This is a genomic window from Streptomyces sulfonofaciens (genome assembly GCF_014656295.1).
Classification (GTDB): Bacteria; Actinomycetota; Actinomycetes; order Streptomycetales; family Streptomycetaceae; genus Streptomyces; species Streptomyces sulfonofaciens.
This window is the reverse complement of the sequence record NZ_BNCD01000026.1, coordinates 82,709-103,175: the sequence shown is the minus strand read 5'-3', so window position 1 is coordinate 103,175 and position 20,467 is coordinate 82,709. Positions and strand designations below refer to the sequence as shown.

General features: G+C 74.3%; 14 protein-coding genes. 7 read left to right on the top strand and 7 right to left on the bottom strand.

Going from position 1 to position 20,467, the window contains the following annotated elements; translation table 11 throughout:
- Nucleotides 1-463 precede the first annotated feature (463 nt).
- A complete protein-coding gene (locus IE313_RS30335) occupies nucleotides 464-1,579 on the top strand; it encodes a hypothetical protein (protein WP_189937904.1) in 1,116 nt (371 codons plus the stop codon).
- A gap of 289 nt (nucleotides 1,580-1,868) precedes the next feature.
- Here the strand turns inward: IE313_RS30335 and IE313_RS30330 are convergent, their stop codons facing one another.
- The gene (locus IE313_RS30330; protein WP_189937902.1) at nucleotides 1,869-3,020 is read right to left on the bottom strand and encodes a PP2C family protein-serine/threonine phosphatase; all 1,152 of its coding nucleotides are present in this window, start codon (nucleotides 3,018-3,020) and stop codon (nucleotides 1,869-1,871) included.
- Between the two features lie 193 nt (nucleotides 3,021-3,213).
- Between IE313_RS30330 and IE313_RS30325 the strand changes: the two genes are divergently transcribed.
- Entirely contained in the window at nucleotides 3,214-4,452 is a 1,239-nt protein-coding gene (locus IE313_RS30325) for a GNAT family N-acetyltransferase (protein WP_189937900.1), read from the top strand.
- 95 nt (nucleotides 4,453-4,547) lie between these two features.
- Here IE313_RS30325 and IE313_RS30320 read toward each other — a convergent pair whose 3' ends face one another.
- On the bottom strand, nucleotides 4,548-5,369 hold the full coding sequence (locus IE313_RS30320) for an Fpg/Nei family DNA glycosylase (RefSeq protein ID WP_189937898.1): 822 nt from the start codon (nucleotides 5,367-5,369) through the stop codon (nucleotides 4,548-4,550).
- A 141-nt stretch (nucleotides 5,370-5,510) separates the two neighbouring features.
- Nucleotides 5,511-5,996, bottom strand: a complete 486-nt coding sequence (locus IE313_RS30315; protein ID WP_189937896.1) for a ribose-5-phosphate isomerase — start codon at nucleotides 5,994-5,996, stop codon at nucleotides 5,511-5,513.
- A gap of 182 nt (nucleotides 5,997-6,178) precedes the next feature.
- Between IE313_RS30315 and IE313_RS30310 the strand changes: the two genes are divergently transcribed.
- Both IE313_RS30310 and IE313_RS35720 read left to right on the top strand, forming a co-directional pair.
- Complete coding sequence (locus IE313_RS30310) at nucleotides 6,179-7,732, top strand: amino acid permease (protein ID WP_189937894.1); 1,554 nt, start codon at nucleotides 6,179-6,181, stop codon at nucleotides 7,730-7,732.
- Between the two features lie 786 nt (nucleotides 7,733-8,518).
- Nucleotides 8,519-9,040 (top strand): hypothetical protein, encoded by a 522-nt coding sequence (locus IE313_RS35720; RefSeq protein ID WP_229925086.1) that lies wholly within the window; start codon nucleotides 8,519-8,521, stop codon nucleotides 9,038-9,040.
- Nucleotides 9,041-9,240: 200 nt separating this feature from the next.
- Here the strand turns inward: IE313_RS35720 and IE313_RS30300 are convergent, their stop codons facing one another.
- Entirely contained in the window at nucleotides 9,241-9,831 is a 591-nt protein-coding gene (locus IE313_RS30300) for a biotin transporter BioY (protein ID WP_189937892.1), read from the bottom strand.
- A gap of 714 nt (nucleotides 9,832-10,545) precedes the next feature.
- Here IE313_RS30300 and IE313_RS30295 point away from each other — a divergent pair.
- Complete coding sequence (locus tag IE313_RS30295) at nucleotides 10,546-12,012, top strand: amino acid permease (RefSeq protein ID WP_189937919.1); 1,467 nt, start codon at nucleotides 10,546-10,548, stop codon at nucleotides 12,010-12,012.
- A gap of 646 nt (nucleotides 12,013-12,658) precedes the next feature.
- On the opposite strand, the gene IE313_RS30290 is transcribed toward IE313_RS30295, so the two are convergent.
- Nucleotides 12,659-13,288, bottom strand: a complete 630-nt coding sequence (locus tag IE313_RS30290; protein ID WP_189937890.1) for a mycothiol-dependent nitroreductase Rv2466c family protein — start codon at nucleotides 13,286-13,288, stop codon at nucleotides 12,659-12,661.
- Nucleotides 13,289-13,623: 335 nt separating this feature from the next.
- Here IE313_RS30290 and pepN point away from each other — a divergent pair, with 335 nt between their 5' ends.
- Together pepN and IE313_RS30280 are read left to right on the top strand one after the other, a co-directional pair.
- On the top strand, nucleotides 13,624-16,221 hold the full coding sequence (gene pepN, locus IE313_RS30285; RefSeq protein ID WP_189937888.1) for an aminopeptidase N: 2,598 nt from the start codon (nucleotides 13,624-13,626) through the stop codon (nucleotides 16,219-16,221).
- Nucleotides 16,222-16,347: 126 nt separating this feature from the next.
- Nucleotides 16,348-17,736: a hypothetical protein gene (locus tag IE313_RS30280; RefSeq protein ID WP_189937886.1), complete on the top strand. Its 1,389-nt coding sequence runs from the start codon at nucleotides 16,348-16,350 to the stop codon at nucleotides 17,734-17,736.
- 159 nt (nucleotides 17,737-17,895) lie between these two features.
- Here the strand turns inward: IE313_RS30280 and IE313_RS30275 are convergent, their stop codons facing one another.
- Both IE313_RS30275 and IE313_RS30270 read right to left on the bottom strand, forming a co-directional pair.
- On the bottom strand, nucleotides 17,896-19,644 hold the full coding sequence (locus tag IE313_RS30275) for a TIGR03767 family metallophosphoesterase (RefSeq protein ID WP_189937885.1): 1,749 nt from the start codon (nucleotides 19,642-19,644) through the stop codon (nucleotides 17,896-17,898).
- 198 nt (nucleotides 19,645-19,842) lie between these two features.
- Nucleotides 19,843-20,316 (bottom strand): NUDIX hydrolase, encoded by a 474-nt coding sequence (locus IE313_RS30270; RefSeq protein WP_189937883.1) that lies wholly within the window; start codon nucleotides 20,314-20,316, stop codon nucleotides 19,843-19,845.
- Nucleotides 20,317-20,467 lie beyond the last annotated feature (151 nt).

The window sequence follows — 20,467 nt, the reverse complement described above, 5'->3', positions numbered from 1 at the left end:
GGCTGGTGCCCCTGACGTCAGGGGCACCAGCCCGAAACCTCCCGCTCGGTCGGCTCGGCGGGCTGCTCGGTGCGCCCGCCGGACCCGCACCACCTCCGCCGCCGGTGGCCCCCGCCGCCGGCCACGGTCGCCGACACGCCGTCGGCCGCGCCCCGTCGACACGGCCTCCGCCTCCCGCGGCGGCGTGTCGGCGGGGCGCGGCCGGCGGCGCCTTGTACCGTGCTGCGGTCGCATACCTACGGGGGGGTGGTGCCGCGCCCGGCAGTCACACGTCGCAAAGCCGCGTTGAGGACGCCGCCGCCGGTACGCCCGGCGGGACCCGCAGACCGCCGTCCTCCACCCCCGACGCCGCTCCAAGATGATCCGCGGTCCCGCACCCCTCACCGGCCCAACATGACGTGCTCACGTCACCAGGTGGCGGGTCGGGCCGCACATCCTTCGACCAGGCATCGAGGTACCCGTCATGCATGATGCGGCTCATCCCTCACGTCGGCCCCACGTGGTGGTCATGGAGGCCAACGCCTTCCACGCGGAGGTCCTGTTCTCCCTCGCGAGCGCCGCGGCCACCCTGCGCCCGGGCTGCGACATCTCCGTGTACAGCCACGACTACTGGGGCGCCGGCGCTCTGCTGCGCGAGGAGCTGGGCGTCGAGTGCTCGTACGGCCCGCTCACCGATCTCCGCGACGCCGTACTGATCGGCGACCGGCGCGGCTCCTTCGACGCGGTGCTGATAGGCACCTATCCGCTTCCCGACGAACGCATACTCAGGCTCGCGTTCGCCGCCTCGGCCCGGGTGCTCGCGCTGGTGCACGACATCGGCTTCTTCGACGACACGGACCGGGTGGCGGCCCTGCTGCGCGACCATGAAGGGCTCCACCTGGCCCATGCCGGAGTGGCGCCGGCCGAGGCCGTCGCCGAGCTGCCCGCGGAGCTGCGGCGCCGCGTCAGCCGCTTCTTCCCGGTCTTCCGCACCCCGCCGGCCGGCGCCGACCCGCTCCGCACGCCCCCTGCGGACCGCTCCGGCGTGGTCGTGCCAGGACGGATGGAGTTCTCCCGCCGCGACTACCCGACGGCACTGCGGCTGGCGGCCGAGGCCGGAGTGCCGCTGACGCTCCTCGGCCAGGCCGACGACGAGGGGCGGCGGAGGGTGCGGGCGGCGATCGAGGCGAGCGGCATCCCGGGGCGTCTGCTGACGGTGCTGGCCAACCCCGGCTTCCCCGCGTTCTACCGGGCCCTCGACGCGTCCCGGTACGTCGCCGTGATGACCGTCAACCCCGAGTACCTGCACGGAAAGCTCACCGCGGCGGCCGGCTGGGCGCTGTCCTGCGGTGTGCCGATGCTCACCCACCAGGACGACTACGACCACTACACCGCGGCCGACCCGCTCTTCGCGGACTGCATGGTGCGCTTTCGCCCCGACGCCCCCGCGGGACATCCGGAGCACTGGGGCACGGTGGTCCGCGACACCCCGCCCGGGGACTACGCGCGCCTCTGCGCCCGCACGGCGGCGGTGCGCGACGCGCTCCTGGCACAGAACGCGCGCCTCATTCAGGGGATGTGCGGCACCAGCGGGCGCTGACGCCGTCGGCCCGGCCGCCCGGGCGGCGACGTGCCGTCCGAGCGGCCGCGTGCCGTCCGAGCGGCGGCATCCCGTCCGAGCGGCGGCATCCCGTCCGAGCGGCGACATCCCGTCCGAGCGGCGACATGCCGTCCGAGCGGCGACATCCCGTCCGGGGCCTCCCGGCCTCCGGGCCGTCCGGGACCCCCGGACGGCCCCGCCGGCCTGCGCACCGACCTCCGCGCCTCCGCGCCTCCGCGCGCCCGCCGCCGGCCCGCCGCGGCCGGTGCCGCCCGGGAGGGAGCCGCCGCTAAGCGGGCTCGCGGCAGATCAGCAGCAGCGCGCGGTCGTCGTTGACGTCCTTGGCGACCGCCTCGATGAGGTGCCAGGCCGCGCCGTGGAAGCCGCCCGCGACATACCGGTCGGCCTCGCCGGTGAGGCGGTCGAGGCCCTCCGCGAGGTCGCGGTCCGCGGTCTCCACCAGGCCGTCGGTGAACAGCATGAGGACGTCTCCCGGGCGCAGGGTGCCCTTGATCGGGTCGAACTGCGCCCCGTCGTACACGCCGAGCAGCGGCCCTTCCGCCGCCTTCTCCTCCCAGCGGCCGGTGCCTGCGCTGAGCTGGAGGCCCGGCGGGTGGCCGGCCGAGTACAGCTCGTAGTCGCCGGACTCCAGGTCGAGCACCAGGTGGATGGAGGTGGCGAAACCCTCCTCCCAGTCCTGGCGGAGCAGATAGCCGTTGGCCGCGGGCAGGAACGCGTGCGGCGGCAGGGAGCCCAGCAGACCGCCGAAGGCGCCGGACAGCAGCAGGGCGCGGGAGCCGGCGTCCATGCCCTTGCCGGAGACGTCGGTGAGCACGACCTCCAGGCTGCGCCCCGCGTTGGTGCGGGCGGCGACCACGAAGTCGCCGGAGAACGACTGGCCGCCCGCGGGCCGCAGCGCCATCTCGCGGTGCCAGCCGGGCGGCAGCGTGGGCAGCTTGCTCTGCACCCGGATGCGCTCCCGCAGGTCGAAGAGCATGGTTCCACCGCGCCGCCAGGGCACCCCGACGCGGCTGCGGAACTGCGCGATCAGCAGCCCGAAGAACCCGCAGGCGGCGACCACGAGCACCACGCCGGGCGTCACCCGCGACGGGCCGAGTGTGTACGGGCCGAGGGCTATGGACTCCACGATGAGGGCGGTGGCCGCGCCCGCGTACAGGCCGAGCAGGCTCGCGGGACGCAGCAGCAGGCCGCCCGCCACGATCGGCAGCACCAGCAGCGACGGTGAGCACCACACGGAGTCCATCACGGTGCCGCAGGCGATCAGCGGGATCGTCAGCAGGAGGCCGGCGAGCGCGATCCAGTCAGAGCCGTCGCCGCGGAAGTAGTCGACACCGGATCTGCGCAGGCCGATTCGGGCCCGGTGGAGTCGCTTCTTCATCCGGGCCGGGAACGTGTCCGCTGCCGCGCGTCTTCCTGCCATCGCTCGTGGACCCTATCCAGCGATGCCCGCACTTCGCACGGGAGGTTCCGGTTGTCCTTCGTTGGACTGCTGTCCGACGGCCGTCGTAAGCCCGCCGAACTGCGTCCGGAACCGGTGGGGTCGGCCCTCGCGCACTGTCCGGCCGGTGGAAATCCGTCGCTCCTCGTCGGGGCCGCCTGGTAAGGATGCCTCCATGACGACGGAAGTGCGAGTACTGGACGCCGCCGACTGGGACACGTGGTACGCAACGCTGGAGCGGGCGTTCGGCGGGGTCGCGGAGCCTTTCGAGGAGCGGGCGCTGTGGCGGGACCTCACCGAGCACGAACGCTCCCTGGGCGTCTGGGAGGGTGCCGAGTGCGTCGGGACGGCCGGGGCGTTCTCGTTCCGCATCGCCGTGCCGGGAGGAGCCGTGGTGCCCGCCGCGGGCGTGACCATGGTCAGTGTCTCGGCCACCCACCGGCGGCGCGGTCTGCTCACCGCGCTGATGCGCAGGCAACTCGACGACGTACGCGCCCGCGGCGAGGCGCTGGCCGTGCTGACCGCCTCGGAGCCCGCCATCTACGGCCGGTTCGGCTACGGCACCGGCACCCTGCGGACGAGCTTCGAGATCGACAGCCACCGGGTGCGGGTGGACGCCCCCCGGGGCACCGACGAGGTGCGCCTGCGCTACGCCCCGCCCGCGGACGCCGCCGCCGCGTGCGAGGCGGTCTACGGACGCCTGGTGCCCCGCAGGCCGGGGCTCCTCGAACGGCGTCCCGACTCGGGCTGGGCACGGCTGCCGCTGCTCGACCCGGTGTCCGAGCGGCAGGGCTCCTCACCGCTGCAGTGCGTGCTCGCGGAGCGGGACGGCGAGGTGGTCGGCTACGCGCGCTTCCACAACAAGCCCGGCTGGGACCAGGCGGGGCCGCAGGGCACCGTCGTGCTGCGGGACCTGGAGGCGCTGGATCCCGCCGGGTACGCGGCACTGTGGCGGTTCCTGGTGTCGATCGACCTGACGTCGACCGTGGTGGCGCACAACAGGCCGGTGGACGACGCCCTCCAGCACCTGGTGTCCGACCTCCGCAGGTGCAGGATGCAGACGCGCGACGGGCTGCACGTACGCCTGGTGGAGGTGGGCGCGGCCCTCCAGGCGCGTGCCTACCGCGCGCCGGTGGACGCCGTCCTGGAGGTGTCCGACGCCTTCTGCCCGTGGAACGAGGGGCGTTGGCGGCTGACGGCGGCTCCGGGCAAGGCCCCCCTGTGCGAGCGGACCGCCGACCCCGCGGACCTGGCGCTCTCGGTCCGCGAACTGGGCGCCGCCTATCTGGGGGGCCGGAGCCTGGTGTCGATGGCGGCCGCCGGATGGGTCGGGGAGCTGCGCCAGGGGGCGCTGGGCGAGGTCTCGTCGGCCTTCGGGTCCGATCCGGCGCCCTGGCTGCCGCACGGCTTCTGAGGGCCCCGGCGCGTCCTGGCGGTGCGCTCCCGGGCCCTGCCGTCCCCGGCCGTCCCACCCCTCCGCCCGGGCTCGGAGGACGCCTGGCCGCGGTCTCAGCGGGTCTGGCAGCCCGGGCACCAGAAAAGGTTGCGGGCGGCGAGACCGGCGGTGCGGATCTCGCCGCCGCACAGGTGGCAGGGCCGGTTCGCCCTGCGGTACACGTACACCTCTCCGCCGTGGTCGTCGACGCGCGGCGGACGGCCCATGGCCTCGGGTGCGTGCTCGGGACGGACGGTGTCGATGCGGTTGGTGCGCACGCCCTCCCGCATCAGGACCACCAGATCGGCCCACAGGGCCTGCCACTGCGCACGGGTGAGGTCGCGGCCCGCGCGGTAGGGGTCGATGCCGTGCCGGAAGAGGACTTCGGCGCGGTAGACGTTGCCCACGCCCGCGATCACCTTCTGGTCCATCAGGAGGGCCGCGATACTGGTCCGGCTCCGGGAGATCCTGCGCCAGGCGCGCTCGGCGCCGTCCCCCGCGGCGTCCTCGGCCCGCAGCGGGTCCGGCCCGAGCCGCTGGTGCACGGCGTCCTTCTCGGCGTCCGTGATGAGCGCACAGGTGGTCGGGCCGCGCAGATCGGCGTACGCCCGCGGGCCCGCCAGCCGCAGCCGGACCGTGTCCGCGGGCGGCGGCACGGGAGGCGTCCCGAAGGTGTACTTGCCGAACAGCCCCAGGTGGACGTGGACCCAGCCGGCCGGTCCGAAGCCCAGGAACAGGTGCTTGCCGTGCGCCTCCGCCCCGGACAGGGCGGTGCCGTCGAGCAGGGCGGCGGCGTCGGAGAACTTCCCCTGAGGGCTGCTCACCGCGACGGGCCCTGGCAGGAAGTACGCCCTGTGGTCGGCTGCGAGCCGGTGGATCGTGTGCCCTTCGGGCACGCCCGGCCTCCTTGGATCCAGAGGTTCTGCGAATGGTCTCGGCGGCGGTGCGCCGCGGGCGCCGCACCGCCGTGCCGACCGCCGCCGGCACCGCGGCACGACCGGCCCCGTCCGGTGCGGAAGGTGCCGGTGGCGGGTGCGCTACGGCTGCGGGTGGTGCGCGGGGACGGCGGGCAGCTCGCCCGACGTCTCGTACGCCGACAGCATGGCGATGCGGCGCGCATGCCGCTCGTCACCCGAGAAGGGGGTGTTCAGGAAGGTCTCGACGAACCTGACGGCCTCTTCGGTGGTGTGCATCCTGGCGCCGATCGCGATGACGTTGGCGTCGTTGTGCTCACGGCCGAGGGCGGCGGTCTGCTCGCTCCAGGCGAGGACGGCGCGGACGCCCTCGACCTTGTTGGCGGCGATCTGCTCGCCGTTGCCGCTGCCGCCGATCACGATGCCCAGGGAGCCCGGGTCCCCGGCCGCGCCCTCGGCGGCGCGCAGGCAGAACGGCGGGTAGTCGTCGGCGGCGTCGTAGACGAGCGGGCCGCGGTCGACGGGCTCGTGGCCCTGGTCCTTGAGCCATTCGACGAGGTGGTTCTTGAGTTCGTATCCGGCATGGTCCGAGCCGAGGTACACGCGCATGCACCGAGTGTGGCACGTCACGGGCCCGCGGGACGCCCCAGGGTCCGGTCCGCGGGTGCGGGCGGCGCACGCGGGGCGCCCCGCGGCCCGTCGTACAACGATCAGGAGTCGGGACTTCCGTACCGTATGACAGTGAGTTTGAATGCGGGGGCTCGTGACCCGATGACCTGAAGGATCCGTCCATGACCTCCCGGCGATCGCCTGCACCAGCGGACAACGACCCAGGGAAGCCCGGGCCGCCCCACGGCGAGGGCGGTGACGCCCTGCGGGCGGGGCTCAAGAACCGCCATCTGTCGATGATCGCGATCGGCGGTGTGATCGGCGCCGGCCTGTTCGTCGGGTCCTCCGCCGGCATCGCCGCGGCCGGGCCCGCCATCCTGCTCTCCTACGCACTGGTGGGGGCGATGGTGGTGCTGGTCATGCGGATGCTCGGCGAGATGGCCGCGGCCCGGCCGTCCTCCGGCTCGTTCTCCGAGTACGCCGATCGGGCGCTGGGCCACTGGGCGGGCTTCTCCATCGGCTGGCTGTACTGGTTCTTCTGGGTGGTGGTCCTCGCGGTGGAGGCCACCGCGGGCGCCGTGATCCTCAACGGCTGGGTGCCCGCCGTCCCGCAGTGGGCCTGGGCGCTGATCGTGATGCTGCTGCTCACCGCGTCGAACCTGGCCTCGGTCGGCTCGTACGGCGAGTTCGAGTTCTGGTTCGCCGGCATCAAGGTCGTGGCGATCGGCGCGTTCATCGTGGTCGGCCTGCTGGCCGCCTTCGGGGCGCTGCCCGGCTCGGACAACGCGGCGGCCGGGTTCGGCCACCTCACGGACACCGGCGGGTTCCTGCCGCACGGCCCCGGGTCGATCCTCACCGGTGTGCTGACGGTCGTCTTCTCCTTCATGGGCAGCGAGATCGTGACCCTCGCCGCCGGCGAGTCGTCCGACCCCCAGCGGGCCGTCACCAAGGCCACCAACAGCGTGATCTGGCGGATCTCGGTCTTCTACCTGGGCTCCATCCTGGTGGTGCTGCTCCTGCTGCCCTGGAACTCCGCGGCCATCGCCAAGGACGGCTCCTACGTGGCGAGCCTGGACTCGATCGGCATCGCGCACGCCGGGCAGGTGATGAACGTGATCGTGCTGACCGCGGTGCTGTCCTGCCTCAACTCCGGTCTGTACACCGCCTCCAGGATGGCGTTCTCGCTCGGCAGACGCGGTGACGCCCCGCAGGCGTTCGCGCGCACCAGCACCCGTGGTGTGCCGCGGGCCGCCATCCTGGGCTCGGTCGTCTTCGGGTTCCTCGCGGTGTTCTTCAACTACCGCTGGCCCGAGACGGTCTTCGCCTTCCTCCTGAACTCGTCCGGCGCCGTCGCCCTCTTCGTGTGGCTGGTGATCTGCTGCACGCAGTTGCGGATGCGCGGGATCGTGCTGCGCGAGTCGCCCGACCGGCTCGTCGTCCGCATGTGGCTGTTCCCGTACCTCACCTGGGCGACGATCGCGATGATCGCCTTCGTGCTGGTCTACATGCTGACCGACGACGCGGGACGCGACCAGGTGCTGATGTCGCTGCTGGCCGCGGCCGTCGTGGTGGCCGCGGCGCTGCTCAGGCAGTGGCGGCAGCGGGCGGCCGGGGCGGGGGCCGCGGACGGGCGCACCGCGCAGACCGCCGGCAGCTCGCACGGAGCGGGCCCGGGGAGCCCCGGGGCGGGTCCGGCAAGCCCCGGAGCGGGCTCGAAAAGCCCCGACAAAACCTGACGGCGGTTGTCGGGTTGGTGCGTGAGCCTGCGGGTGCGGGTCCGCGACGGACCCCGTCAACGCACCGAAGGGAGCTCTCGTGAGCTTGGGGACCCATGCCGCCGGCCGTCTCGTCCTACGGCCCTCGGACGCCGGGTACGACCAGGGGACGGCCGGCTTCCAGACCGGCTTCGCCCGGCGGTCCGCGCCGGCCTGGGCCGCGTCGTCGGCCGGCGACGTCACGGCGGCGGTACGGTACGCGGCCCCGCGGGCACGCCGGTCGACGTCCAGGCGACGGGACACGGCACGCCCGGCGCCTCGCGGGGCCGGTTGCTGATCACCACCCGGCGGATGGACGCCGTGGGCGTCGGCCCGGTGGCCCGCACCGCCCGGATCGCGGCCGGTGCGCGGACCGGGCGGGTCGTGGCCGCCGCCGGGCGCCACGGGCTCGCGCCGCTGAACGGCTCCGCGCCCGGTACCTGCGCGGTCTCCTGCACCCCGGGCCGCGGTCTCCTGACCCCCTGGGCGGCGGACTCGGCATCCTGGGCCGCACCTGCGGTCACGCGGCCGACCACGTGCGGTCCCTGGACGTGGTGACCGCCGACGGACGGCCACGGCGGGTCGCTCCCGACAGCGATCCCGAGCTGTTCTGGGCGCTGCTCGGCGGCGGCGCGGACTTCGGCGGGTGACGGGGCTGGAAACGGCTCCGGTGCCCGTGGCGCAACTGTACGGCGGCTCGCTCGCCTTCGACGGGGGCGGGGCCGATCCGGGGCCGTGCCGTGCGCCTACGAGGAGTGGACGCGCACCGTGCCCGACGAACCGACGTCCTCGTTCGTCGCGGTCCCCTACCCGGACCTCCCCGCGCTCCCCGAGGGGCTGCGCGGCCGGTACGTGGCCGGCGTGCGGATCGTGTGCACCGGGCGGGCCGGCGAGGGCGAGCGGCTGGTGGCGCCGCTCAGGAGGCTGGGGCCGGTGCTGGCCGACTCGCTGCGGGAGAGGCCGTACGCCGAGAGCCGCACCATCCGCAGCGGCCCCGACTTCCGGTACGGCTACCACGGGGACAGCGCCGTGCTCAGCGGACTCGGCCCGGCGGCCGCGCGCGAACCGCCGGCGCTGACCGGGCCGGCCGCGCCCATGATGTGCGCAGGTCAACCACCTGGCGGGCGCGCTCGGCGCCGAGCCCCCGGTGCCGAACGCGGTGCCGCACCGGGACGGCCGGTTCCCGGTGCGGCTGCTGTCCGGCTCGGCGGCACCGACCGGGGAGCGTGCGGGCCCACTACGCCGAGGTGTTCGGACTGCTCGCCCCCTGGACGACGGGGCGCTTGCTGAACAACTCCTTCGGCGGGGGCGAGTGCCCGCAGGGCCTGTAAGGACCCGGGGCGGCGGCCCGGCTCGCCGCGCTCAAGGAGCACTACGGCCCCGAGCGCGTGTTCCGCAGGGGCTGCGGACCAACGGTGGCGCAGCGGTGAGCTGCGGGCCGCGGCCGGCGGGGCCCGGCCGGCGCGCGGCCGGAGCGCCCCCTGCGGCGGTCAGCGCCTGACGAACCGCCAGGCGGCGGGCAGCGCCCCCATGGCCAGCGCGGCCTTCAGCGCGTCGCCGATGAGGAACGGGGTGAGGCCGGCGGCGATCGCCTGGGTGGCGGACATCCCGGTGACCAGGGCCAGGTAGGGGACGCCGACCGCGTAGACGAGCGCGGAGCCGACCACCATGGTGCCCGCCGTGCGCAGCACCGAGCGGTCGCCGCCACGGCGGGCCAGCGCACCGGTCACGGTGGCGGCGAGCACCATGCCGAGCACGTACCCGAACGAGGCGCCGCCGACGCCCGAGGCGCCCTGTGCGAACCACGGCACGCCCGCCACGCCCACGAGCGCGTAGAGGGCGAGGGAGAGGAAGCCGCGGCCGGTGCCGAGCGCGGTGCCCACCAGCAGGGCCGCGAAGGTCTGCCCGGTCACCGGCACCGGCGAGCCGGGCACCGGCACCGCGAGCTGGGCTGCCAGGCCGGTGAGGGTGGCACCGCCGGCGATGAGCACGGCGTCGCGCGCACGGGCGCGTGCGCCGGACTGCGCGGGCAGCAGATCGGCGAGGACGCCGGGACGGGAGGAGACGGCAGCGGTACTCATCGGGGCTCCGCGGGGTCGGGGGGACAGGGCCGGGCGGGTGCGGACAGGCCGGGACATCGTGACGTTAACCCAGACGGCGGGCGCCGCTCACCATCGGCCATCCACAAGCGGCGCGCACCCGCTTGGTACGTTCCACACAAAGGCCGCGGCTTACTCCTGTGTCGGCGTGACGCGCGTCACTCGCGCCCAGCTCGGCAGTGGCGACCGGGACGGGGCGTGGCCATCGGGACGTGCTGTGGAATCCCGCCAATTTCTTTCCCGGGTCTCCCTCATCCCTTCGCGGGCGCCGCCGAGCCGCTAACGTCGTCGTCCCGATGCCGCGACGGGCTCGGGCCGCGCGGCCCTGCGCGCACCGCGGAAGGGTGCGGGGCCGCCACCGAGGCCGTCCGCCGATGCCGTCCGGCGAGCCGCAGGAGGAGCCGGCCGCGGGTCGCCGCCGGACCCGTGCGCGGCCGGACCCGCACACCCGACCACCCCCGATCGAAAGCGCTCGCCACGATGCATCAGCAGGGGTCCGAAGGGCCCGCCACCGAGGCCGCCGGCGTCGCCCGGCCGGCCACCGCCCCCTCCTCCGCCCCGTCCGTTCCCGCGCCCGCCCGGGGTCCGGACGGCACAGCGGCCGGTGCCGCACCGGCGTCCGCGGTGCCCGGCGGAGCCGGGCTCGCCGCCGGGCCGGAGCCGCTCGGCGCCGGCCTGAAGCAGCGCCACCTCACCATGCTCGGCCTCGGCGGGGTGATCGGCGCCGGGCTCTTCGTGGGGTCGGGTGCGGGCATCTCGGTCGCCGGGCCCGGCATCATCGTGTCGTACCTGATCGCGGGGGCGCTCGCGACGTGCGTGATGCGGATGCTGGGCGAGATGTCGGCGGCACTGCCCGCGTCCGGCTCGTTCTCGGTGCACGCGGAGCGCGGCCTCGGCCGCTGGGCCGGGTTCACGGCCGGCTGGCTCTACTGGTTCCTGCTGGTGGTGGTGCTCGCCGTGGAGGCGACGGGCGCCGCGCAGATCGCGCACGGCTGGCTGCCCGCGGTGCCGCAGTGGGCCTGGGTGCTGGTCTTCATGCTGGTCTTCACGGTCAGCAACCTCGCGGCGGTGCGCAACTTCGGCGAGTTCGAGTTCTGGTTCGCGGCCCTGAAGGTCACCGCGATCGTGCTCTTCCTGGTGCTCGGCGTGCTGGCGGTCTTCGGCCTGCTGCCGGACACGCACGCGGTGGGCCTGGACAACCTCACCGGCGGCGAGGGCGGCTTCCTGCCGGGCGGCTGGGACGGCGTGACGTCGGGAGTGCTCGCCGTCGTCTTCGCCTTCGGCGGTCTGGAGGTCGTGACCATCGCGGCGGCCGAGTCCGACGACCCCGCGCGCTCGGTGGCACGTGCCGTGCGCAGTGCGGTGTACCGGATCGTCTTCTTCTACGTCGGCTCCATGCTGGTCATCGTGACGGTGCTGCCGTGGACGGCGCAGAAGGCGGGACTCAGCCCGTACGTGACCGTGCTGGACTCCATCGGGGTGCCGTCGGCGGCCACGATCATGAATATAGTGGTCTTCGTGGCGCTGCTGTCGGCGCTCAACGCCAACCTCTACGGATCGTCCAGGATGATCTTCTCGCTGGCCGAGCGCGGTGAGGCCCCCAGGGCGCTGCTGAAGGTCGCGAACGGGCTGCCGCTGCTCGGCGGGCGGCGCGGCGCGGGACCCGCCGCGGGATCCGGCGCCGGATCCCGCCGGGCGTCCGACCCCCGCGGTACCGGTGCCTCCGGCAACGCCGCCCCCGCTGCCGGCGTGCCGCAGCGGGCGGTGCTCGCCTCGGTCGCCTTCGGCTTCGTGTCGGTCCTGCTCAACCTCAAGTGGCCGGACACGGTCTTCCTGTACATGCTCAACGCGGTCGGCGCGGTGCTGCTCTACGTGTGGGCGCTGATCGCCGTGTCGCAACTGCGGCTGCGCGGCCGCCTGGAGCGCGAGGCGCCGGAGCGGCTGACGCTGCGGATGTGGGCGTTCCCGTGGCTGACCTGGGTGACGCTGGCGGTGATGGCGGTGGTGCTCGGCCTGATGCTGGACGACTCGTCCGCCCGGCCGCAGGTGCTCTGGTCGACGGGCGCGCTGGCGGCGGTACTCGCCGCCGCGGGCCTGCGCGAGCTGCGCGCGCGGCGCACGGCGCGCCCCGCGGCGGCGCAGGGGCCCGAGGACGGCGCCTAACCCCGCCGCGCACCTCTCTTCCGCATCCGACCCCCGTACGGGACCGTCCCGGTCCCCTACGGGGGTCCTGCGTACGGGCCGCCGCCGCCCGAGCGGATCCCGCCGCGTGCGTCACCCGACCGGCACCGCCGCGCCCACGGGCCGGCACCGCCGTGCCCACCACCCGCCCGCCGTGCCCACCACCCGCGCCGGGTGCGGCCACCGCCGGGGCCCGTCCTCCCGTGCGTTTCCGGGGCACACCGACCGGACTGCCACTACCATGCACCTGCGAGATATTTGCAATAAGATGTGGCCCGCCGCCGCACGGCCGCCGAGGAGCGGGGCGACGCCGCGCTGCTCGCCCCGTGACCTCCTGCCCCTGCCCCTGCGCCCGCCTCGGCCCGCGCGAGTTCCCGACGCCCCGGCCCCCTGGCGCCCCACCGCTCGAACGCCGTGGCCCCGTGGCCCACGGCCCCGTGACCCCGTGCCCGCCCCGGTCGCCGTGCGGCCGGGAGTGTGGCCGGGCGCCCTGCTGGTGATCGTCTTCTCACCGTTCACACGGCGGGCGGAAGGGGAAGGCCCCCGCGAGAGCGACTCGCGGGGGCCTTTCCCATCCATACGCCCGAACCGGCCCCGGAAGGGACCGGGAGCGGGCAGCACCGGGAACTCAGTCGAAGATCGGGCCCACCGTACGGGTGCGCTTGATCTCGTAGAAGCCGGGGGTCGAGGCGACCATCAGGGTGCCGTCCCAGAGCCGGGCCGCCGCCTCGCCCTTGGGCGCGGGAGTGACGACCGGGCCGAAGAAGGCGACCTCCTCGCCCTCCGGGCCGGGTACCGCGATCACCGGGGTGCCGACCTCCTCGCCCACCTTGTCGATGCCCACCTTGTGCGAGGCGCGCAACTGGGTGTCGTACTCGTCGGAGTCGGCGTAGTCGGCGAGGGAGGCGGGCAGGCCGCTGTCCTCCAGGGCGCCCAGGACGGCCTCCCGGGTGGGGCCCTCGCCACGGTTGTGGAAGCGGGTGCCCAGGGCCGTGTAGAGCTTGCCCAGCACCTCCTCACCGTGCTGATCCTGGGCAGCCATCACCACGCGCACCGGGCCCCAGGCCTTCTTCATGCCCTCCCGGTAGTGCTCCGGGAGCGTGTCCAGCTTGGGCTCGTTGAGCACCGCGAGGCTCATCACGTGCCAGCGGACCTCGATGTCCCGCACCTTCTCCACCTCCAGCACCCAGCGGGAGGTCATCCAGGCCCAGGGGCAGAGCGGGTCGAACCAGAAGTCGACGGGAGTCTTCTCGGTCATGATTCTCCTCATGGAAGCGCAGCCTCATCAGGGGCCGGGCGCCACTCGGGCGCACCTGCCGTACGGCTGATCTTGCAGGTGGTACGGCCCGTGCCACGGCTCCCGGAGCCCGGGATGCGGCACGCGTCGTCCTCCCCCTGCGGCAACGCCACTGGTCACCCATGCCATTCCCGGTGTGCGCCATCGGTCGTCCATGGCAGGATCGGTGCCTGTCCGCACACCGTGCGCCGTTCCGGTTACGCGCGTCACCCGGCGTGGGCCCGGGGCGGCGAGCCGCCGAGCCGTACGAGAGCCGTTCGAGACGCAAGCCAGCAAGCCACGAGGGAGTGCCGCCCGTGCCCGGTGAGAACCTGTCCCGCGACGAGGCCCGCGAGCGGGCCGCACTGCTGTCGGTGGACGCCTACGAGGTCGCGCTCGACGTGCGCTCCGCGGTGGGCGGGGCGCCCGGCGCCGACGAGGACGCGCCGCGCACCTTCCGCTCGGTCACCACGATCAGGTTCCGCTGTGCGGAGCCGGGCGCCGGCACCTTCGCGGACCTCATCGCGCCGAGCGTCACGGCCCTGTCCCTGAACGGCCGCGACCTCGACCCGGCGGCCGTCTTCGACGGCAGCAGGATCACCCTGGAGGACCTCGCCGCGGAGAACGAACTGGTGGTCGACGCCCAGTGCGCCTACAGCCGCACCGGCGAGGGCCTGCACCGCTTCGTGGACCCGGAGGACGGCGAGGTGTACCTGTACACCCAGTACGAGCCCGCGGACGCCCGCCGCGTCTTCGCCAACTTCGAGCAGCCGGACCTCAAGGCGCCCTTCCGCTTCGAGGTGACCGCGCCCCAGGGGTGGCGGGTGTGGAGCAACGGCACGGGCGAACTCGTCGACTCCGTCTGGCGGTTCGCCGAGACCAAGCCGATCTCCACCTACATCACGGCGGTCGTCGCGGGGCCGTACCACTATGTGACCGACTCCTGGACCCGCACCCTGGAGGACGGCAGCACGCTGCGGATCCCGCTCGGCGCGATGTGCCGCAAGGCCCTGGCCCGGTACTTCGACGCGGACGACGTCTTCCTGGTCACCAAGCAGGGCCTGGACTTCTTCCACGACCACTTCGGCTACCCGTACCCCTTCGGCAAGTACGACCAGGCGTTCGTGCCCGAGTACAACCTGGGCGCCATGGAGAACCCGGGCTGCGTCACCTTCCGTGAGGAGTACATCTACCGCGGCCGGGTGACCCAGGCGGCGTACGAGCGCCGCGCCAACGTGATCCTGCACGAGATGGCGCACATGTGGTTCGGCGACCTCGTGACCATGCGCTGGTGGGACGACCTGTGGCTCAAGGAGTCCTTCGCCGACTTCATGGGCTCCTTCTCGCTGGTGGAGGCCACCAGGTTCACGAACGGCTGGGTCACCTTCGCCAACAACCGCAAGGCATGGGCGTACCGCGCGGACCAACTGCCGTCCACCCACCCCGTCACGGCGGACATCCGCGACCTGGAGGACGCCAAGCTCAACTTCGACGGGATCACCTACGCTAAGGGCGCCTCGGTGCTCAAGCAACTGGTGGCCTACGTGGGCCAGGACGCCTTCCTGGAGGGCGCCCGCCGCTACTTCAAGCGGCACGCCTACGGCAACACCCGCCTGGGCGACCTGCTGTCGGTGCTCGAGGAGACCTCGGGGCGCGACATGGCGGCCTGGTCCCGCGCCTGGCTGCAGACCGCCGGCGTCGTCTCGCTCACGCCGCAGGTGGTCCTGGACGCCGACGGACGCGTCACGGAGCTGGCCGTCGTCCAGGAGGCCCCCGAGTCGCATCCCACGCTCCGCCCGCACCGGGTGCGGGTGGGCCTGTACCGGCGCGCCGAGCTGGAGGGCGTCGAGCCGGGCGCCCTGGTGCGGTACGCGAGCGCGGCGGCCGACGTCGACGGGGCGCGCACGGTGGTCGCCGAACTGGCCGGTGCCGAGGCCCCGGAGCTCGTCCTCGTCAACGACGACGACCTCACGTACTGCAAGATCCGCTTCGACGAGAACTCGCTGGACACCCTCCGGGAGGGCCTCGGCGACGTCATGGAGCCGTTGCCGCGCGCCCTGTGCTGGTCGGCGCTGTGGAGCCTCACGCGGGACGCGCTGCTGCCGGCGCGGGAGTTCGTCTCCCTGGTGCTGCGGTTCGCGGGCCGGGAGAGCGCGATCGGAGTGCTCCAGATGCTGCACTCCTGGGCGCGGTCCGCCGTGGTGCACTACGCGGCTCCCGAGTGGCGCGAGGAGGGCGGCAGGCTGCTGGCCCAGGGCGCGCTGCGCGAGCTGCGGCTGGCGGCGCCGGGCAGTGAGCAGCAGCTCTCCTGGGCACGGTTCTTCGCCTCGGTGGCGAGCGACAAGGCCGACCTGGAGCTCCTCCAGGGCCTGCTGGACGGCACCACGGTCGTGGACGGCCTCCAGGTCGACCAGGAGCTGCGCTGGACGTTCCTGGAGCCGCTCGCCGTGCACGGCGCCGCCGACGAGGGCGCGCTCGCGGCCGAGCTGGCCAGGGACGACACCGCGTCGGGCAGGCGGCACCAGGTGCGGTGCCTGGCGGCGCGCCCGTCCGCGGAGGTCAAGGCGGAGTCCTGGGCGTCCGTGGTGGAGTCGGATCGGCTCTCCAACGCCCTGGTCGAGGCGGTGATCGCCGGGTTCTCCCAGCCGTCGCAGCGCGAGCTGACCGCGCCGTACGCGCAGAAGTACTTCGGGGTGCTCGCGCGGATCTGGGAGGAGCGCTCGATCGAGATCGCGATGCACGTGGTGCGGGACTTCTTCCCGATGCTTCAGGGGGCGGGTGCCCTGGAGTCGGCCGACGCCTGGCTCTCGGCGCACGAGGACGCGCCGCCCGCGCTGCGGCGGCTGGTGCTGGAGTGCCGGGACGACCTGGCCAGGGCGCTCAGGGGGCAGCAGGCGGACGCGGCTGCCGGGTGACGGCCGCGGGCGGTCAACATCCGCCTGACGGACACGCTTTCGGAGGTTCCGGGGGTGTTGTCTGGGTTTGTCGACGGGTTGGTAACAGCGGTTCGTTGCGGGCTCCGCAGTGGGGACATTGCGGGCATGAGCCACGACAGCCCGGTCTCCCCCCACCCCTTGAGCCATCTCTGCCAGGCACAGCGGCGGGTGCTCAGCAGCGCGCAACTGCGGGCGCACGGCGTCCCGCTCGCACAGGCACGTGAGCGGTGCCGCCCCGGCGGCGGCTGGCAGCAGCTCCTGCCGGGCGTCTTCCTGCTGCACCCGGGGCCGCCGTCCGGCGAGGAGCGGCTGCACGCCGCACTGCTGTACGCGGTGCGGTCGCCGTCGTCCGCCCCGCTGCCCGCCCTGCCCGCCCAGCAGGCGGTCGCCGAGCAGGAGCCCGCCTCGCCGGACCGGTGGGAGTCCGCCCAGCCCGGCCGGTGGAAAGCGGGGCAGCCCGGCCCACAGGAGCCAGGTGTGCAGGAGCCGGGCCCGCAGGAGCCCGCCCGGCAGACCCCGCACCGTCGGGCACCGGGCCCGCAAGAACCGGGCCCGCAGGCGCCAAGCCCGCACGCAGCAGGTCCCCACACGCCGGCCCCGCACGCAGCAGGTCCCCACACGCCGGCCCCGCGCGCAGCAGGTCCCCACGCATCGGACCCGCACGCGCACGCCCCGGCGGCCGCCGCCCGTCCGGTTCCCGCACGGCGCGGCGCGGCCTGCTGCGGTGAGCCGTACGGCGAGGCGATGATCACCGGTCTGGCGGCCCTCGCCCTGCACCGGTTCATGTCCGCTCCCCCGCTGCCCGCGCTGGAGGGCATCGACGTGCTGGTGCCGCGCACCCGGCGGCTGCGGTCGGTCTCCTTCGCACGGCTGGTGCGCTGTGCGCGGCTGCCCGACCCGAACCGCGTCAGAGGCGTGCCGGTGGCGCCGGTGCCCCGGGCGCTCGCCGACGCGGTGGCGCGGCTCGCCGGCACCGCCGCGGTGCACGGCGTGCTCGCGGAGGCGGTGCACGGCGGACACTGCGACGTGACCGGGGTGGCGGCGGAGCTGCGGAGCGCCCACCTGCTGGAGCTGCCGCACGTGGCCGAGGCGGTCGAGATGCTGCTCGACGGGCACCGCCCGCTCGCCGAGGACCTGCTGTACCGCACGGTGCACGGGCACCAGCTCCCGGAGCCGCTGTGGAACGTCGACCTCCAGTTGCCCGGCGGTCCGCACCTCGGCGCCGTCGACGCCTACTGGCCCGGCCACGCCGTCGCCCTCGAACTGGACACCGAGGCGCCGCGGACGGACGGCGGCCGCTTCGGGGAGGACGTGCTGTGGGCCGAGTTCGCCCGCCGTCGCGAGCACCTGGAACGGCTGGGCATCGTGGTGGTGCGGGTGCCGCCGCGGGCGCTGTGGGAGTCGCCCGGCGAGCAGGCCGTGGTGGTGCGGACCGCCCTGATGGCGTCGGCCGACCGCGACCCCGCGGCGTACGTGCGCGTCCTGCCGCGGTGAGCGCGCCCCACCGGACGCCCCGCCGGCGGGCCGGATCCCGATCGGACGCCCCGCCCCCGCCGGGCCCCGGCGGCGATGCTGGCCCCGCCGCGGGCTCCGCCGCCCCGGCCCCGCCGGGCCCACCCGGTCCGGCGGGGGCACCGGGACCCACCGGGTGCGTCAGGCGCGCAGCACCAGTTCCGTGTTTCGGTCCCCGGGGTCGCCCGCCAGGTCCGTACGCCCGCCGGGGGCGTTGAAGGCGAGTTCGCGGTAGAGCGCGGCGAGGCCGGGCGCCGAGAGGTCGGCGAAGTCCGTGCGGTGCGGGGCGGCGGACTCGACGAGGGTGGTGAGGAGCGAGAGCGTGCCGTCCCGGTTGTCCACCAGCTCGATCACCCGGGCGAGCTGCGGGTAGTCCACGTGGGAGGCGGTGGTGACCTCCCAGAACGTGCCGTGCGGGGTGATCTCGTTGCGGTGGCTGTGGCCGTTGATCCAGGCCAGCACGCGCGGATGGCGGCCGAGCAGGTCGAGCAGTTCGGCCCCGCCGTGCCGGGTGTCGTGCGGGCGCGCGGGGTCGGGGCGCAGATTGCCCATGCTGGCACTGGTGTGGTGGCTGAAGACGAGGGTGTACGTGTCCCTGTTCGCCTTGAGGGTCCGCTCCAGCCAGGCCAGTTGCTCGCCGCCGATCGACCCCTCGTAGGCTCCGCCGGGGTCGGTGGTGTCCAGGCTGATGCCGAGCACGTCGTCGGACACGCGGAACGTGTAGTACCGGGTGCCGGACGCCAGGTTGTCGGCGGTGTAGCCGTGGCCGAGGGGGCCCGGGCCGCGGTGGGCGGGATCGAGGTGGGCCGCCACGTACTCGGCGGCGGTGAAGGGCGCTCGGGACGCGTCGGGGGTGACGGTCCGCATGTGCCTGGCCTGACCGCGCAGCACCTGCTCCAGCAGTCCGCCGGTGGGATCGGTGGCCTGGTGGATGCCGTTGTAGACCGCCTTGGTCTCGGCCCCGGGCAGACTGAACAGCTTGCGGTCGCCGACGGCGAACTCGGCCAGGTACGAGTCGCCGCCGCCGTAGCAGCCGCCGGCGAGCGCGTCGTGGTTGCCGACCGTCGAGTACCAGGGGAGGTCGAGCCCGGGACTGCGCAGGCCGCGGATCGCGGCGTCGAGGAAGCCGGGCAGGTGCGGGAAGCCGAGTTGCTTGTCGGCGTCGCGCAGTGCCGCGTCCTGCGGCTGCCAGTAGAGCGCGAGGCCGCTGTCCTGGACACCCTCGTAACGGTGCGGGTCGCCGGTGTTGGGCGTGATCGCTCCACCGCTCATGGTGGTCAGGAACCAGTCCAGTTCGCAGCGTGCGTTGTTGTCGGTGTTGTCACCGGTGGTCATCACGAACTGCAGCGGGGCACCGGTCACCGGTGCGCCGCGCAACGCGTTGACCCGTTCCACCAGGGAGACGGCGCCCGCGACGGTGAGCGCCTCGTGCGGCCGCCAGCCGTTGGTGACGTGCCGGCGCAGGTACTCCAGGCGCAGCGGATGCTGGACGTCGGCCAGGTGCAGGTCGGTGAGCTGGACGAACGCGGCCAGGGCGGTGCGCCGCCCGGCCCGGCCGCGGTGCGGCGCGGCCAGCTCGGCGCGTACCGTGCGCTGCCAGGCGGGGCCGCGGCCGAGCCGCCGGTAGCCCTCCCGGCCCGTGGGCGCGGCGACGGTGTCCAGGGTGGTGCCCGCGGTGTAGGGGGCCGGCGGCGGGGGCGGGGCCTTGCGGGAGCCGGCCGCCGGTGCGGTGGCACCGGCGGCCTCGCTGCCGCCGAGGCCGAGCGCACAGCCGATCCCGGCACTGAGCGAGAGCCCGCCGGCGGCGGCCAGCAGGGTGCGGCGGTCGACCTTCCTGGCGGCCGCGGCGGCCGCATTGGCCGCATTGGCGACAGAGCGTAGGCGCGGCATGGCGCGGCCTCCCCGGGTGCGAACGCGTCGGCAGTGGTCGCGGGGGGCTCGGGACCCGAACCTCCCGCTCCACTCGATGGTTGGCACCTGGGGTGACCTGCGCGTTAACTCGACGGCAACGGCCGACACCGATCCTTTGACGTGGATCTCGGCCGTCTCCGGTGGCCATGCGGCCCTTGTCCGCCGGAGGGAGAACGGTTACGGGGAGTTCATCTCCCGGGGTAGCGGGGCCCTGCCGTCGGCGGGCCGGTCGCGCCACAGGGCGAGGCCCACGTCGACCAGTTCCACCCGGTCGAGGGCTGTCACCTCCTCCAGGGGGTGCCAGGCGGCGAGGTCCGTGGAGCCGCCGGTCTCGCTGCGCAGCTCACCACCCGTGATCCGGCCCTCGTAGACGATGCGCAGTCCGTGGAAGTCCGCGGTGCCGCCGAGTCTGCGCGGGTACTGGCGGAGCAGCGAGTCCACGCCGAGCAGTGCGAGAGGGGTCACGGTGTACCCGGTCTCCTCGTCGACCTCGCGTATCACGGTGTCGTAGGGGTCCTCGCCGTGCTCCATGCCGCCGCCCGGCAGCGTCCACCGTTTCCGGCCGTCGCGGCGGTTGACCCAGCGGGCCAGCAGCACCTGCCCGTCCCGTACGCACACCGCGTAGGCCGCGACCCTGAGTTCTTTGTGCATGGGCGCACGTTAGGGCGCGCGACGGGCGCGCGCCCGTCGGCGCACGGGGACTCATTACGCCGCGGTCTCATTTCCGCTTGGGCAACTCCGCGCGGCCTGCCGGTGATTAGATCAGGACGAGCGCGCATCCGGCACCCACATACCGGACTTC

Bases quoted from the DNA above. Each gene is read 5' to 3' on its own strand.
- IE313_RS30335 (WP_189937904.1), top strand. From the start codon at position 464: ATGCATGATGCGGCTCATCCCTCACGTCGGCCCCACGTGGTGGTCATG.
- IE313_RS30330 (WP_189937902.1), bottom strand. From the start codon at position 3,020: ATGGCAGGAAGACGCGCGGCAGCGGACACGTTCCCGGCCCGGATGAAG.
- IE313_RS30325 (WP_189937900.1), top strand. From the start codon at position 3,214: ATGACGACGGAAGTGCGAGTACTGGACGCCGCCGACTGGGACACGTGG.
- IE313_RS30315 (WP_189937896.1), bottom strand. From the start codon at position 5,996: ATGCGCGTGTACCTCGGCTCGGACCATGCCGGATACGAACTCAAGAAC.
- IE313_RS30310 (WP_189937894.1), top strand. From the start codon at position 6,179: ATGACCTCCCGGCGATCGCCTGCACCAGCGGACAACGACCCAGGGAAG.
- IE313_RS30300 (WP_189937892.1), bottom strand. From the start codon at position 9,831: ATGAGTACCGCTGCCGTCTCCTCCCGTCCCGGCGTCCTCGCCGATCTG.
- IE313_RS30295 (WP_189937919.1), top strand. From the start codon at position 10,546: ATGCTCGGCCTCGGCGGGGTGATCGGCGCCGGGCTCTTCGTGGGGTCG.
- IE313_RS30290 (WP_189937890.1), bottom strand. From the start codon at position 13,288: ATGACCGAGAAGACTCCCGTCGACTTCTGGTTCGACCCGCTCTGCCCC.
- IE313_RS30280 (WP_189937886.1), top strand. From the start codon at position 16,348: ATGAGCCACGACAGCCCGGTCTCCCCCCACCCCTTGAGCCATCTCTGC.
- IE313_RS30275 (WP_189937885.1), bottom strand. From the start codon at position 19,644: ATGCCGCGCCTACGCTCTGTCGCCAATGCGGCCAATGCGGCCGCCGCG.
- IE313_RS30270 (WP_189937883.1), bottom strand. From the start codon at position 20,316: ATGCACAAAGAACTCAGGGTCGCGGCCTACGCGGTGTGCGTACGGGAC.